This is a genomic window from Chitinophaga lutea, assembly GCF_003813775.1.
GTDB classification, from domain to species: Bacteria; Bacteroidota; Bacteroidia; order Chitinophagales; family Chitinophagaceae; genus Chitinophaga; species Chitinophaga lutea.
This window is the reverse complement of record NZ_RPDH01000002.1, coordinates 1,381,777-1,395,053: the sequence shown is the minus strand read 5'-3', so window position 1 is coordinate 1,395,053 and position 13,277 is coordinate 1,381,777. Positions and strand designations below refer to the sequence as shown.

13 protein-coding genes are annotated in these 13,277 nt (G+C 51.8%); 6 read left to right on the top strand and 7 right to left on the bottom strand.

Features of this window, described 5'->3' with window-relative positions; translation table 11 throughout:
* Positions 1 to 5 precede the first annotated feature (5 nt).
* The 5 genes from gwsS (at position 6) to EGT74_RS17720 (ending at position 6,789) form a co-directional block, all read left to right on the top strand.
* Positions 6 to 1,076, top strand: a complete 1,071-nt coding sequence (gene gwsS, locus EGT74_RS17740) for a grasp-with-spasm system SPASM domain peptide maturase (RefSeq protein ID WP_123847908.1) — start codon at positions 6 to 8, stop codon at positions 1,074 to 1,076.
* Between the two features lies 1 nt (position 1,077).
* Positions 1,078 to 3,285, top strand: a complete 2,208-nt coding sequence (locus EGT74_RS17735; RefSeq protein WP_220392898.1) for a peptidase domain-containing ABC transporter — start codon at positions 1,078 to 1,080, stop codon at positions 3,283 to 3,285.
* Positions 3,275 to 4,576 (top strand): HlyD family secretion protein, encoded by a 1,302-nt coding sequence (locus EGT74_RS17730; protein ID WP_123847907.1) that lies wholly within the window; start codon positions 3,275 to 3,277, stop codon positions 4,574 to 4,576. The genes EGT74_RS17735 and EGT74_RS17730 overlap by 11 nt, the downstream gene beginning before the upstream one ends.
* 253 nt (positions 4,577 to 4,829) lie before the next feature.
* The gene (locus EGT74_RS17725) at positions 4,830 to 5,855 is read left to right on the top strand and encodes a hypothetical protein (protein ID WP_123847906.1); all 1,026 of its coding nucleotides are present in this window, start codon (positions 4,830 to 4,832) and stop codon (positions 5,853 to 5,855) included.
* 97 nt (positions 5,856 to 5,952) lie between these two features.
* Positions 5,953 to 6,789 (top strand): universal stress protein, encoded by an 837-nt coding sequence (locus EGT74_RS17720; protein WP_123847905.1) that lies wholly within the window; start codon positions 5,953 to 5,955, stop codon positions 6,787 to 6,789.
* 43 nt (positions 6,790 to 6,832) lie between these two features.
* Here the strand turns inward: EGT74_RS17720 and EGT74_RS17715 are convergent, their stop codons facing one another.
* From EGT74_RS17715 to EGT74_RS17705, 3 genes are all read right to left on the bottom strand, one after another.
* On the bottom strand, positions 6,833 to 7,672 hold the full coding sequence (locus EGT74_RS17715) for a universal stress protein (RefSeq protein WP_123847904.1): 840 nt from the start codon (positions 7,670 to 7,672) through the stop codon (positions 6,833 to 6,835).
* 110 nt (positions 7,673 to 7,782) lie between these two features.
* Positions 7,783 to 8,844: a response regulator gene (locus EGT74_RS17710; protein WP_123847903.1), complete on the bottom strand. Its 1,062-nt coding sequence runs from the start codon at positions 8,842 to 8,844 to the stop codon at positions 7,783 to 7,785.
* 216 nt (positions 8,845 to 9,060) lie between these two features.
* Complete coding sequence (locus EGT74_RS17705) at positions 9,061 to 9,474, bottom strand: polysaccharide deacetylase family protein (RefSeq protein WP_262697167.1); 414 nt, start codon at positions 9,472 to 9,474, stop codon at positions 9,061 to 9,063.
* A 40-nt stretch (positions 9,475 to 9,514) separates the two neighbouring features.
* Here EGT74_RS17705 and EGT74_RS26950 point away from each other — a divergent pair, with 40 nt between their 5' ends.
* Complete coding sequence (locus tag EGT74_RS26950) at positions 9,515 to 9,676, top strand: hypothetical protein (protein WP_158618205.1); 162 nt, start codon at positions 9,515 to 9,517, stop codon at positions 9,674 to 9,676.
* 120 nt (positions 9,677 to 9,796) lie between these two features.
* Here the strand turns inward: EGT74_RS26950 and EGT74_RS17700 are convergent, their stop codons facing one another.
* The 4 genes from EGT74_RS17700 to EGT74_RS17685 all read right to left on the bottom strand — a co-directional run bounded on the left by EGT74_RS17700 (position 9,797) and on the right by EGT74_RS17685 (position 12,916).
* Positions 9,797 to 10,621, bottom strand: coding sequence for an adenine nucleotide alpha hydrolase family protein (locus EGT74_RS17700; RefSeq protein ID WP_123847901.1), 825 nt, complete (start codon positions 10,619 to 10,621; stop codon positions 9,797 to 9,799).
* 192 nt (positions 10,622 to 10,813) lie between these two features.
* The gene (locus tag EGT74_RS17695) at positions 10,814 to 11,254 is read right to left on the bottom strand and encodes an Hsp20/alpha crystallin family protein (protein WP_123847900.1); all 441 of its coding nucleotides are present in this window, start codon (positions 11,252 to 11,254) and stop codon (positions 10,814 to 10,816) included.
* A 474-nt stretch (positions 11,255 to 11,728) separates the two neighbouring features.
* Positions 11,729 to 12,667: a 1-phosphofructokinase family hexose kinase gene (locus tag EGT74_RS17690; RefSeq protein WP_123847899.1), complete on the bottom strand. Its 939-nt coding sequence runs from the start codon at positions 12,665 to 12,667 to the stop codon at positions 11,729 to 11,731.
* A 15-nt stretch (positions 12,668 to 12,682) separates the two neighbouring features.
* Positions 12,683 to 12,916, bottom strand: coding sequence for a hypothetical protein (locus EGT74_RS17685; RefSeq protein ID WP_123847898.1), 234 nt, complete (start codon positions 12,914 to 12,916; stop codon positions 12,683 to 12,685).
* Positions 12,917 to 13,277: the final 361 nt, after the last annotated feature.

Here is a 13,277-nt window from a genome sequence, read left to right as displayed (position 1 = left end):
TGTCAATGGAATACCTGAATATATACGCCAACTGCCGGATCGTGAAAGGCGCCGGTATGTCGCTGCTCTGCGACCTGCAGATGCGCCGGTTCTATCATATCCCGAACGATACGGCCGATGTGCTCTTGTTCCTGCAAGAGCACTCCATAGAGGAATGTATGGCGCACTACGGTGAAGATAACCGGGAGGCCATCGCCGGGTACATCGATTTTGTGACCGGTAAGGAACTCGGATTCACAGACAGCCGGCTGCTGCCGGAACTGGTGCCGCTGGATCTCAGCTGGGACCGGTATTCGGATATCACCAACGTTATTATCGAGTATAACGAAACGCTCGACTATGATGCTCCTTTTTTCCGGGAGCTGTTTGACCTGAATATACAGGGGCTGGAGATCAGGTGCTATCTTACGGTGAGCACGGCAAAGGTCCGTGAGCTGCTGGAGCGGTTCAACGGCACCACCCTCAAATTCATTAAACTGGTGATGCCGTATGGCGAGGGCCCTGATTTGCGGGAGTGGGATAAGCTCGTGAAACAGTACCCCCGGGTGAGATCGCTGCTGATCCATTCGGCGCCGGCGGACAAGGCGGAAAAAATATTCGACGGTTCCGTGCCGGTCGTGTTTTTCAGCAAAAGTATCAACGATTGCAGGGCCTGTGGCGAAATTCGCTCAGAGTATTTCATTTCGAACATGGAATTGTTTACCGAGAGCCAGCATCACAATACCTGCCTGAACCGGAAACTGAGCATAGACCTGCAGGGGCAGGTCAAAAATTGCCCTTCGATGCGCGAAGGCTTCGGGCATGTCGCGCAAACATCTGTCCGGGAAATACTCGACAACCCCGCGTTCCACCGTTACGGGAACATCCGTAAAGATGATATTTCGGTTTGTAAAGACTGCGAGTTCAGGCACGTTTGCACGGATTGCCGGGCCTACGTGGAAGACCCGCAGGATATCTACTCCAAACCCCTTAAATGTGGCTACGACCCGTACACCAATACCTGGGAAAGCTGGTCGCAGCACCCGATGAAGCAAACCGCCATTGCATGGTACGGCCTGGAAGCGATAAAAGAATAATATGAAGCTGAAGTCATTCCCATTTTACAAGCAGCCGGACAGTAAGGACTGTGGCCCTACCTGTATCAGGATCATCAGCAAGCACTATGGCAGGCTGACCGATCTGCAGGCTATCCGTACGCTGGCTGAAACGACGCGGGAGGGCAGCTCGTTGCTGGGTCTGTCTGCCGCCGCGGAGGGAATGGGTTTTAAGTCGCTCGCCGTAAAGATCGATTTTCTGACCCTCATGGAAGAAGCGCCGTTACCCTGCATCTGTCATTGGGGGCAGCAGCATTTTGTGGTGGTGTACAAGATAAAAAGGTCGGGCGGGCAAACGGTGGTGTATGTTTCCGATCCTGCTTATGGCCTGATCAAATATACCCAGCAGGAGTTTATCGACGGGTGGATAGGCAAGGGAAAGACGGAGCGGGATGAGGAAGGAATTGCCCTGTTGCTGGAGCCTTCTCCTGCATTTTTTGAAGCGGATGCGGCCGAGCCGCGCAGCAGGAAGAACTTTTCCTTCCTGTTCGGCTATTTTTTCCGGTACAAAAAACTGGTCGCCCAGCTGGCGGTCGGCCTCCTGGCCGGGAGCCTGCTGTCGCTGATCTTCCCCTTCCTCACGCAGAGCATTGTAGATATCGGTATCCAGAACCACGACCTGAACTTTATTTATCTCGTGCTCCTGGCGCAGGTGATGCTGTTTGCCGGCAGAACCGGCATCGAGATTATACGCAGCTGGATACTGTTGCATCTCTCCAGCCGGATCAATATTTCCATCGTCTCCGACTTCTTCATCAAGCTCATGAAACTGCCTATCAGCTATTTCGATACCAGGATGACGGGCGATATCATGCAGCGCATCAACGATCATCAGCGGATAGAGCAACTGCTTACCAACTCCTCCCTGAACACCCTTTTCTCCCTCGTGAACCTGGTTATTTTCGGGGTGGTGCTGCTGCTGTACGATTACCGGCTGTTCCTGATCTACCTGCTGGGGGCCACCCTGTCTGTAGGATGGATCTCTTTCTTCCTGAAGAAGAGGCGGGAACTGGACTATAAGCGGTTCTCCCAGGTGTCTGAGGAACAAAGCAAGGTGATAGAACTGGTGAATGGCATGCAGGAGATCAAAATGCACAACGCGGAGCGGCAGATGCGGTGGGGCTGGGAGTTTATGCAGGTGAAACTGTTCAAGATACAGGTGAAGGCGCTGTCGCTCGAGCAATGGCAAACGGTAGGCGCCAATTTTATCAACCAGATGAAAGACATCTTCGTCAGCTTCCTCGCGGCCAAACTGGTGCTCGACGGCAACCTGACGCTCGGCATGATGCTGGCGGTGCAGTACATCATCGGCCAGCTGAACGGCCCGCTGCTGCAGCTGATGGACTTCGTCAAACAAACGCAGGACGCCAAGATATCGCTGGAAAGGCTGGGAGAGATCCACGACAAGGAAGACGAGGAACCTGCCCATGTGCAGGCGGTGACGGACATACCGGAACAGGATATCGTACTGAACAACGTTTCATACCGGTATGTAGGGGCCGGCGCGCCGGTGTTCGAGCAACTAAGCCTTCGCATACCGCACCGTAAAACCACCGCCATTGTGGGGGCCAGTGGCAGCGGTAAAACCACGCTGCTGAAGCTGCTGATGAAATTCTACGAGCCCGGCGAGGGCGACATCAGGATCGGGAACGTACAGCTGCAGCATATTTCGGCGCGGTACTGGCGCGACCAGTGCGGGGTGGTGATGCAGGAAGGGTACGTGTTCAACGATACCATCGCCAAAAACATCGCCATCGGGGTAGACAACATTGACCGGCAGCAGCTGAAGAAGGCTGTAGAGGTGGCATGCATCAGGGATTTCGTGGAAAGCCTGCCCCTCAGCTACAACTCGAAAATCGGGAATGAAGGCATCGGCGTCAGCGGCGGGCAGAAACAACGGATTTTTATAGCCAGGGCGGTTTACAAATCACCGGAATACATATTTTTTGACGAGGCTACCAGCGCACTGGATGCGAACACCGAAAAAGCGATCATGGGCAACCTGGAACAATTCCTGAAAGGAAAAACCGCGGTGATCATCGCGCACCGCCTGTCGACCGTAAAAAACGCGGATAAGATCATCGTGCTGGACAGGGGGAAAGTGGTGGAGGAGGGCAGCCACGACGAACTGGTAGCGCTCCGGAAAGAGTATTACAGGCTTGTAAAAAATCAATTGGAACTTGGAAACTGAAAAAGACATACTGGACACCATCCGGCTGCATTCCGAAGGCGTGCAGGAAATCCTGACGCAACCGCCGCATTGGATGATCCGCTGGGGCAATACCACCATATTTCTCATCCTGCTGCTCATTTTGGGAATGAGTTATCTCATCAGGTACCCGGAGTTTTTGCCGTCCCCCGTCATCATTTCATCCCGGAACCCGCCGGAGAAACTGGAGGCAAGGACCAATACCAGGGTGGAAGAGATATTCGTGGAAGACCGCCAGGCGGTATCCCCGAACCAGGTGCTCATGGTGCTGCAGTCCACGGCCGATTACCGGGACGTCATCCGCCTGAGAAACCTCATCGATTCGCTGGATACCCGGAAACTGGAGCATTTTCCCCTTGAAGAGGTGGCAGGGTTTAAACTGGGCGACATTCAGACGGATTATAACGCCTTTGCAAAGGCGCTCACCGAGGAACGCCTTTTTACCAGGCTGCGCCCTTATTCGCCCGACTACGCCGCGGCGGAAAAAGGCCTGGCCGAGTCGCGCAACAGGATACGCACTCTTCGGCAGCAAAAGGACCTGGAACAGGCGAAATATGAGCTGGCAGAAAGGGAGTTCGACAGGTACCAGGCGCTTTTTAAAGAAAAGGTGGTGTCTTCATCCGAATTGAACCAGGAAAGGATGAAATTTTTACAGGCGAAGCAGAACCTCGAAAACATCAACATCACCATATCGCAGCTGGAAGAAGGCATGCTCGGCATAGAGAAGACGAGGAGCGGGGTCACCATCAACGCGGAGAAAGACCGTATCAACCTGACCTCGCAGACGGCGCAGCTTTTCGAACAGCTGAGAAAATCGCTCAACGCCTGGGAGCAGAACTACCTGCTGCAATCGTCCGTGGCCGGCGTGGTGAGCTTCCAGCAGTTCCTGGGAAAGAACCAGTTTGTGAAGGCGGGAGAGGTATTGTTGTCCGTGATGCCGGACGATAAAGATATCCTCATCGGCAGGCTGCAGGTGCCCGCCACCAATTCCGGCAAGGTGAAGGAGGGGCAGAAAGTGTTGCTGAAGCTGGACAACTATCCTTACCAGGAATTCGGCATGGTGGAGGCCCGGGTGAAGAATATTGCCAATGCGCCCGATAAAGACGGCAACTATTATGTAAATGTTGTGCTCCCCAATGGCCTGCAAACCTCTTTTCGTAAAACCCTTCCCTTTGATAAAGAATTAAAAGGCAACGCGGAAATCGTTACGCAGGATTTACGGCTGATACAACGGTTCTTTTACCAGATGAGGAAGCTGTTGCGGTTTGAATAGCAATCTGGCCGGGGAGTGGTACTTTTTCAGAGAGACTGTTTCTTTGTTGAAAGGCCACCATGAGGAAATGGCGCTTGCGGAGCCTTTGAATCCGTTATACTGCTGATGCGTTGCCATCAATGGTGGCCATGAACCACGCTGGCCGTTCTTATCAGCCTGTTTCTCAATGCGTGGATGTAAATCACCATTCAGGGCGGCTGGGGTCATTGATTTAGGGTGGCTGAAAAGGTAGGTTTACGGAAACTATCAGACCATGCATTCGAGATTTCCATGGTATTGGATAATGGCCGGTATGCTGTCCGTTTCGTGCTCGCCCGATCAAAGGCAATTCCCTGATGTGGGCCGGGAAAAGCACCTGGTGCTGGATGCCGTTGACAGTCATAAACAAGACACAGTGCCCGCTTTTCCTGAAGAAACCTATTCCAGAATCCTCCTGCACCTGAACCACGGCCGGAAGTCTGACAAATGGCCGGTGCATGGCACCGTTCCCGCGAAAGGTGCGTTGCTTCCCTATAACCGGATAATGGCTTTTTACGGGAATTTGTATTCCACCAGGATGGGAATATTGGGCGCCCTTCCGCCCGATTCGCTGGTTGCCCGGTTGAAGGCGCAAGCCCTGCAGTGGCAGCAGGCAGATACGCTGCTTCCTGTAATTCCGGCCCTCCACTACATTGCCGTTACGGCGCAGCGGCAACCGGGGAAAGATAACAGGTACCGGTTGCGGATGCCCCATTCCCAAATCGATAGAGTCCTGACAATGGCACGAAGCGCGGGCGCCATTACATTCCTCGATATCCAGCAGGGGCAAAGCGAGGCGTTGCCTGAAGCCATGTCGCTGGAGAAATACCTGGTACAGCCCGATGTACATCTCGGCATCGATCCGGAATATGCCATGAAGGCAGGGCAGGTACCCTGTTCGGTTATCGGCAGCCTCGATGCGGCCGCGGTCAACGCCGTAACGGTGTACCTCGCTGCCCTTGTGCAAGCGCACAACCTCCCTCCAAAGGTGCTGGTTGTTCACCGTTTTACGCAGGCCATGCTGACGAATTACAGCTCGATCGTCCGCCGGCCTGAGGTACAGATCGTGATCAATATGGATGGTTTTGGGAGCCCGGCCAAAAAGCGCGACAGTTACAACAGCTGGATTTCGAGGCAACCGGTGGAGTATACCGGATTTAAACTCTTCTATACTGTGGACCCGGCTACCGGCGGCCGGCTAATGGAGCCGGCCGAAGTGCTGAAACTGTTCCCTTCGCCGGTTTATATACAATATCAGTAGCAACTGCAGGGGAAGTGACACCGATCATCCGGGTACCCTGCTGAAGTCATTCTCCAGGGGGTAGCAGTCATGTAAATTGGAAGTAAATTATAATGGTATGAAAAAAATAATCGCAGCCGTAGATGCATTCAGTTTTACGGAAGATGAGCTCAGAAGTTATAAGTACCTGGCGAATACGGCCAGGGGCGAATTGACCGTCCTGTTCCTGGAAAATCTGTTTGAAGAGAGGTTTTCGGCAGCGTCCGGCCGGTCGTCTGTCGAAGATGCGACCTACGATGCCATGTTTGCACAGGTTCTGGAGACCCGGCAACTTACGGCCGATAAAAATAAAAAGCGGCTGATCGAGTTTTACCGGGATAATGGCGACGATGTAAATGTGCATGTACCCAGAAATGCTTCCGCGACCGAATGTATTGCCGAAAGCAGGCTTGCAGATCTGTTGCTGGTTCGCAATACGACCACTTTAGGCTGGTTGCATGACACTAATCCGCCCAAATTCGTGAAAGACCTGCTGGCCGAGGCCGAGTGCCCGGTGATGGTCGTGCCGGAAGTTGTTCAGCATATCCGGGAAATAATATTTACCTACAACGGGACACTTTCTTCGAGCTATGCGATCAGACAATTTTCGCAGGTTTTTGATGATTTGTCGGAGGTGCCGGTTGAAGTGGTATACGTGGAAGAAGGTGACGACAAAACGTTGCCGAGCGGCGATCTTTTGAAGGACTATCTTCAGCATCACTATGACAGAGTGACGTACAGGAATCTGGTCGGTACCCCGTCTGCAGAGTTACAGCTGATCGCCATCCATCATAAAAATGCCGTGATGACCTTCGGTGCTTACGGGCGAAGTAGCCTGTCGCGGTTCTTTCACCGTAGCGATGCGGATAGCATTCTCCGCACGGCTGATATTCCGTTATTTATTACGCATCTGTAAAGTGATCTGGAAAAGAGGGTGCCGCCAGGAAGTGGCGACATTCTCACCGGTGGCTGAGAAAAAGGGCTTTCGATATGTATCTTACCAGTGGTTCGGCATGACTGGTGGAGAAAACTTCCTGCCATCCGTGGTGGCCGAACGCTCCCATTATAACAATGATATTTTTCTTGCCCAATACGAATTTCACGATCTCGCTGCGGCTGTCTCCTTCAAAGCTGTGAAATGTGATGAGTGAGTAATGCTGTTCCAGCCAGCTTTTCATTTTCAGTTTCTCTACCAGTGGCACCAGCTTGTCGTCATGTGCGGTGATCACAGAAACTTTCCGGTCTCCCAATCGCGGAAATGTATTGGTAAACTGTTTGATGGCGAATACCGAAGACGCGCTGCCATCGTACGCGAAAACAATTTCGTCGAGTTTTTCGAAATGATCCGGCATTACGATCACCGGGCATTCTGCATCCTTCAGCAGGTGATGAACGATTTGTCCCGAAATTCCACTCACTTTTTCGGAAAAGGCCAGTTCCGGGTCTATCAGCAGCAGGTCTGCATACCGGCATTCCAGCAGTATCCTTTCCAGGGGATGGTCTACGATCAGTATATGTTCCTGTGGTATTTCACGGGTATCGCAGGCGTATTCGAAACGCGCAAGGTTCTTTTGTATACATTCCAGTTTCTGTTCCGCCAGCGGCCGGTCGTCTGAATAGGGAATGCCGCTGCATATAATGTTTTCACGCAGCACTGGCTCTGGCCGGTGGTTCGATTCCGAATCACCCAGGAACAAACCGGTAAGGCTGCTGTGCCGAAGGTTGCAGATATATGCTGCAAAATCGATTGCGCCACTGTTCAATTTAAACGCGTCAGAGAGGAAAAGCACCTTTTTCATAAGAATGTTTTATAAAAGTTACGGTGATTGCGAAGCTTTTACAATGACCACAGTCAACAGGGGCGGTGATGTTGATGTAAGACGGATGGAACCGGCCAGCGAGCCGGGGCTTAGTTGATCATCCGTTCCAGCTTTTTCCGGTCGGTGACATGGATAGACCCTGCGGAAACGGAAATAAGGCGCTCATCCCTGAATTCAGCAAGGGTTCTGATGATGGATTCTTTTGTGACACCGGCCAGGGCCGCAATGGTATCTCTCCCGATGTCGATACTGAAACCGGGCAATTGCCGGGAATTGTATTTCCTGTCCAGGAACAATAGCGCTTCGGCCACTTTTTTACGAAGTGAGCTATAGGCCAGGCTGAGCAGGTGAGAATCGTTTTCGTCGGCATTGGCGGTCAGCATTTTCAGGAAAATCCTCATGACCCCTATATTGCGGTATACAAGCGATTCAAATTCGGAACGGGGGATCAGCGATATTTCACAATCAGAAAGGGCCTCTGCGTCATCAGCATAGGGAACGTTTTGGAGTAATGCCGGATACCCGAGAAAATCGCCTTCATTGTAAATATGTGTGATGATCTGTTTGGCGCTGTCGTTGAACCGGCAGGTCTTAATCACCCCTGCCAGCACGAAGAACAGGTAGGCAGGGTGGTTTCCCATGGAATAGATATGCTCATTTTTTCTGAATTTATTTGTATTCCTGTTTTGTAGGAGAGTATCAATCAGTTCTTTAGTGGTAGCCGCGGGTTGTGGCAATTGCGCGCCGGAAGAACCGTTGGTGAAATCCTGCTGCAGCTGCCTGCTTCTTTTTAACCGCGTCGCAATTGCATGCAGCAGTTCGGCGGGGTCGAAAGGTTTTGCGATATAATCGTCTGCTCCCATTTCCATGCCTTTTCTCACATAAGACCGCTCAGTTCGGGCCGACAAAAAAATAAACGGTACGTCACCCGTACCTTCTTTTCGTTGCAGCAGGTGAAGAACGCCAAATCCATCCAGCTTCGGAAGGCCGATATCGCAGATGATTAAATCAGGTTTGTTTTCCAGGGCGATACGCACGGCCTCCAGGCCATTGGAACCTGTTAACACGCGGTACCCGGCCATCTCCAGCATTTCGGAGATGTTTTCCCGCTCATCCCGGGCATCGTCAACTACCAGAATTGTTGCTTGCATGGGAGTAAGAAATAAGGCGGAGCCTGATGCAGGGATATCCAGGCAATATTTGTCCTATGCTGTTCTGTTTTTATAAAACTAGGAAATGTCCGGTAAATTACCGTCAAGTGACAGTAATAGTTGCACCAGGTTAACATATATTTTACATTGACGGGCATGTGGGCCGGATAAGCCAAACGGCAGGGAATTTTTGTTGCCCGTAGCCATGGTTTTGGGCTAGAAGGACTGACGGATAGCTGCCAGCAAGCGTTGCCCCTGCCACCTTCCATCTACCATTATGCGCCTGATCGTGTATTGCGGGAGTCTGCTCGCCCTCCTGGAAGAGAGTTGAAAAGCGAGGTGGAAACCTGCCTTTTGAAGTTGTGAAACGGTCGCTTCGTTCCACGAGCCGAATGGATAGGCCAGACAGGTAACCGGTGCCCCTGTAATTTTTTCCAGGGTCGCTTTCGATTGACGGAGCTGCCGGTTCGCATCGGGCAGGCTATCTTCACCCTGGATACGCGGATGATCCCAGGTATGGCTGCCGATAGTATGTCCCTGCTGATGTAGGGCATTTATTTCACGGGCCGACAAGTATCCTTTTTTGCCGATGGTGACGGTCATTATAAAAAAAAACGCCCCTGAATCCAGCCTGTTCGAGAATGGGCGCGGCTATTGAAAAATGCCCCGCATGCGAATCGTCGAACGTGATGATGATGGATTTTGGAGGGGGCGCTTTTCCCTGTTGCAGGCAACTATACAGATCATCAGGACTGATATGCCGGTATCCGCTGTCGGCAAGTGCCTGCAACTGCTTTTGGAAGTTGTCTTTTTGAATGAAAAGCACGGATGAAGGCTGTTCGTTATCTGCAGTTATGTGGTGATAACATAGCACGGGCACCTGGCGGAACTGTTGCTGCAATTCGGACCGGACAGCCATCATGGTGAATAATACAAACCACATGAAATGTTGTTATGCGCGGTGGGCGATGAAAAGGGGAAGTTTATGCTCGCTGATGATCTCGGCGGCAAAACTTTGGCGGAACATCATTGAAATGTCGGAACGGCCATAAGCGCCACTCACCACAATGGGGTCGGGCATGTCCGCCAGCCATTTCCCGAACAGCCGCCTTGGGGTATCTTCCAGTTCCCTGACCGTCAGCCGGGGGTAATGCCTTGCCACAAGCTCCGTGATATATTCCGCGTCCGGCATACGGGCGTGTTTTTTTGTTGTGGCGTGCACCAGGGTTGTGTCGAGCTGGGCCAAATGCGGAAAGAGGTATGCGAAATTTTTAATGGCATATACCGCGTCGTCACTGCCATCGTAGGCCAGCACCACACTTTGCGGGAATGTAAATTGCTCGGGTGTGACCACTACGGGACATTCGGCGTCCTGCACCATCATGCGGAGGTATTCGTTCGGTTTTTCGAACCCCAGCTGGTGATAAAAGGATTCGCCTCCCAGCACCAGCAGGTCCGCAAACCGGGATTCTTTCCGGAGTTCCGGGATGGCCAGGTCATATGGGAAGGTATGAACCCTGCATTCGATGCCGTGTTTGCCGCATAGTGATTCGAACTGCGCTACATTGTTTTCGATCACCGCGGAATTGAAATCTTCCACCAAGGGCATCACGACGCCCATGCTGCCGGCGGCGTACGACCAGCTGGAAGAGATTTCGATTTGCGGAAGGAAGGAACCCACCAGTAAAATCGGTTCCTGTTCGTTCAGGCGCTTTGCGAATTCGAAAGCGCCCTGCGAAAAATTGGTGCCGTCAAAGGCAAGTAGTACTTTTTTCATGACGATTGTTTATGATAGTTCAGCTGAATGGGAAAACCGGAGACAGGAGATAATTCATGGTAACGCCGGACGGGCATGCCCGCGCATGAATGCGGCTGGTGACGACCGTGCCGGCGTTGGTGCTCATACATCATAGGGCTCCCAGTTGGATTTTGTGATGCAAATATTATCGGACTTTGCATGCGCTGGCAGCTAATTCACCTTTACTTTCAGGTTGGGAGCTTCTGTCTGCGCCTCTTTCTTTTTAGGGAGCTTTAATTTCAGTACGCCGTCCGTATATGCGGCATTGATCTGATCGGCGAGTATGCTGCCGGGCAGTGTGAATGAGCGGGAAAAGCTGCTGTAATTGTATTCCTGTTTGGTAAACTTCTTTGACTTGTCTTCATTCGAGGTTTCTTTTTCCGCGCTGATCGACAGCTCATTTCCGGTTACCTCGATTTTAAAATCGTCTTTCTGCATGCCCGGCACAGCCATCGAGATGCTGAAGTGATCTTTTCCTTCTTCGATATTTACTGCCGGCATGGTCAGGAAAGGAGTCTGTTTGTTACCATTGAATTCCAGCCAGTCGGGGAAGAAGTCTTCCCAAAATGAAGGGAAGCCGCTACGATGTTTCGATAAAGAAAGTGATTTCATTTTTAAATATTTGAGGTGATAAAATGAATTGACACTGTAATATTACCGAAGGTGTTTGCCGGGAAAAATGACAATAAGATGCCGTTGTTATGATTGTCGTCAACCTGCGTCAGTGGTTGCCTTAGGTATGTTTGGCCTGTGTTTCAGTGAGCTGCCTTTCTGCCCCATGGGTGAGGCTATCGCACCGGGACTGAAAGGACTTTTGTGGATGGTCAATGAAACGGGGAAGGATGTATTACCCCGGAATATCGGTGGTATCGGAACTCGAATGGCATGTCGGTTTTGTTCGTGCAAGAGCCGATAGCCCTGCTGGAAGCGGACTTTTAAACACGTCGAATTGCTGCGATCCCGAAAGGGATTGAAAGGGGCGTATGGCACGTTGCTGTGACCCGTAGGAGGGTCTGAAAAAAGAATGCATGAAAAGTTTTGGAGAACTCGTTCTGTAACACGCGATGCCGGTTTGTTTGGCACGAGTTATTTCTCTTCCGACCGTAGCAGTTGATACAAATGCTCGGCATCAGTCTTCCTGCACAGGCCGGTTCCGGCGCGCATGGTGGCGGCCGTGCCGCAGGCGATGCCGAACCGCACGGCGTCGGGATGGTCGGAACCTCTGCTGAGCGCATGCACGATGCCGGCCACCATACTGTCGCCCGCACCAACCGTGCTGAGCTTTTTCACCACCGGAGCCTGGATTTTTTCTACCTGCTGTGCAGATACCATAATGGCGCCGGCTGCTCCCATCGATACGACCACGATTTCCGAGCCACCAGCTGCAATGATTTCCCGGGAGGCTGCAATGGCTTCGGCTTCCGACAATTCTTCTTTGCCGGTAAGCCGGGCAAGTTCGCCCAGGTTGGGTTTAATCAGGTATACGCCTGCCTTCAGGATCTGTTTCAATCCTTCGCCGGAAATATCCGCTACCAGTAAAGTTTTTTCCTGTCTGGCGATTTTCGCCAATTGTTCCAAAAAAGCCGCTGGTATACCTTCCGGGTTACTACCGCTCAACACCATGAATCCGGCGCCTTTAGCCTGGCTGGCAATAACCCTCAAAATGGCCTGCCGCTCATCGGCTGAAATTTCCGGGCCGGGCATTACGAGACGGTATTGCCGGCCACTGGCCTCTTCGGTAAGATGAAGGTTTTCTCTCGTAGCGCCCGCGATGCCTACCGGAGAAACCGGGAGCCCTTCGGCTTTCAACAAGCCAATGAACTGGTCTCCGCAGGGGCCGCCCGCAAAGAATACGGGAAGCACATTGTCCCCGAAACGGTGGAGCACCCTGGCCACATTGATGCCCCCTCCACCGGGCTCAAGTATGGGAGCGGCGCAGCGCAGTTTTTTGTCCGGCTGCAGGGATGCAACGGACGTACTTTTGTCAACGGACGGATTTAGAGTGATCGTCAGTATTTTGTGCATATTCCTGTCTTCGTTTTATGGACGGCGTTCCAAAATCCCCTTACCGACCCGGTAAAGAAGTTCAGGATCGAAGTCTTCCAGGTGATTGATGGCCCGAAGCCCGTCATGCTCGTCCCTTTCGTAACAAATTTCGGTGCCGTCTAGGTCCACGCTGATTTTATGTTCCTCGCCTTTAAACTCGATCTTAACCGGTATTTCCCGTGATATGCCCTGATATGTAACGCGTATCAGGTATTGCTCGACTTTCATAAGGCAGATTTTAATAATTAATAAAAATTCAGCACATATAGCTCATAGATTGTCTGCAATAACCATACGATAAAGGATCTCAGATATGGCCATCCCAGCCAGGCGAACACTGCGGTAAGCCCCCAGGCGATTTCAGCTGCTGTAAGCATCGGTCGGGTTCCCGTGGAACTATGAGCGGGGGCGTGAGGAATTGCATGTGCCATATGATCGGATTTATGGTGAAACAATAATAACGAATATAGGGTTTAATCGCTGCTTCGGCAATGATCCCGGGAGGCGCTGAACATGACGATTATCAATCCCGTCGCAACGGCAAACAGGTGCTGGCGATGCAGGATTCTGCTACATTTGGATTGCATAA

Coding starts and splice junctions, on each gene's coding strand:
- EGT74_RS17695 (WP_123847900.1), bottom strand. CDS start 11,254: ATGAAATCACTTTCTTTATCGAAACATCGTAGCGGCTTCCCTTCATTT.
- EGT74_RS17700 (WP_123847901.1), bottom strand. CDS start 10,621: ATGAAAAAAGTACTACTTGCCTTTGACGGCACCAATTTTTCGCAGGGC.
- EGT74_RS17710 (WP_123847903.1), bottom strand. CDS start 8,844: ATGCAAGCAACAATTCTGGTAGTTGACGATGCCCGGGATGAGCGGGAA.
- EGT74_RS17735 (WP_220392898.1), top strand. CDS start 1,078: ATGAAGCTGAAGTCATTCCCATTTTACAAGCAGCCGGACAGTAAGGAC.
- EGT74_RS17720 (WP_123847905.1), top strand. CDS start 5,953: ATGAAAAAAATAATCGCAGCCGTAGATGCATTCAGTTTTACGGAAGAT.
- EGT74_RS17725 (WP_123847906.1), top strand. CDS start 4,830: ATGCATTCGAGATTTCCATGGTATTGGATAATGGCCGGTATGCTGTCC.
- EGT74_RS26950 (WP_158618205.1), top strand. CDS start 9,515: ATGCGAATCGTCGAACGTGATGATGATGGATTTTGGAGGGGGCGCTTT.
- EGT74_RS17690 (WP_123847899.1), bottom strand. CDS start 12,667: ATGCACAAAATACTGACGATCACTCTAAATCCGTCCGTTGACAAAAGT.
- gwsS (WP_123847908.1), top strand. CDS start 6: ATGGAATACCTGAATATATACGCCAACTGCCGGATCGTGAAAGGCGCC.
- EGT74_RS17685 (WP_123847898.1), bottom strand. CDS start 12,916: ATGAAAGTCGAGCAATACCTGATACGCGTTACATATCAGGGCATATCA.
- EGT74_RS17715 (WP_123847904.1), bottom strand. CDS start 7,672: ATGAAAAAGGTGCTTTTCCTCTCTGACGCGTTTAAATTGAACAGTGGC.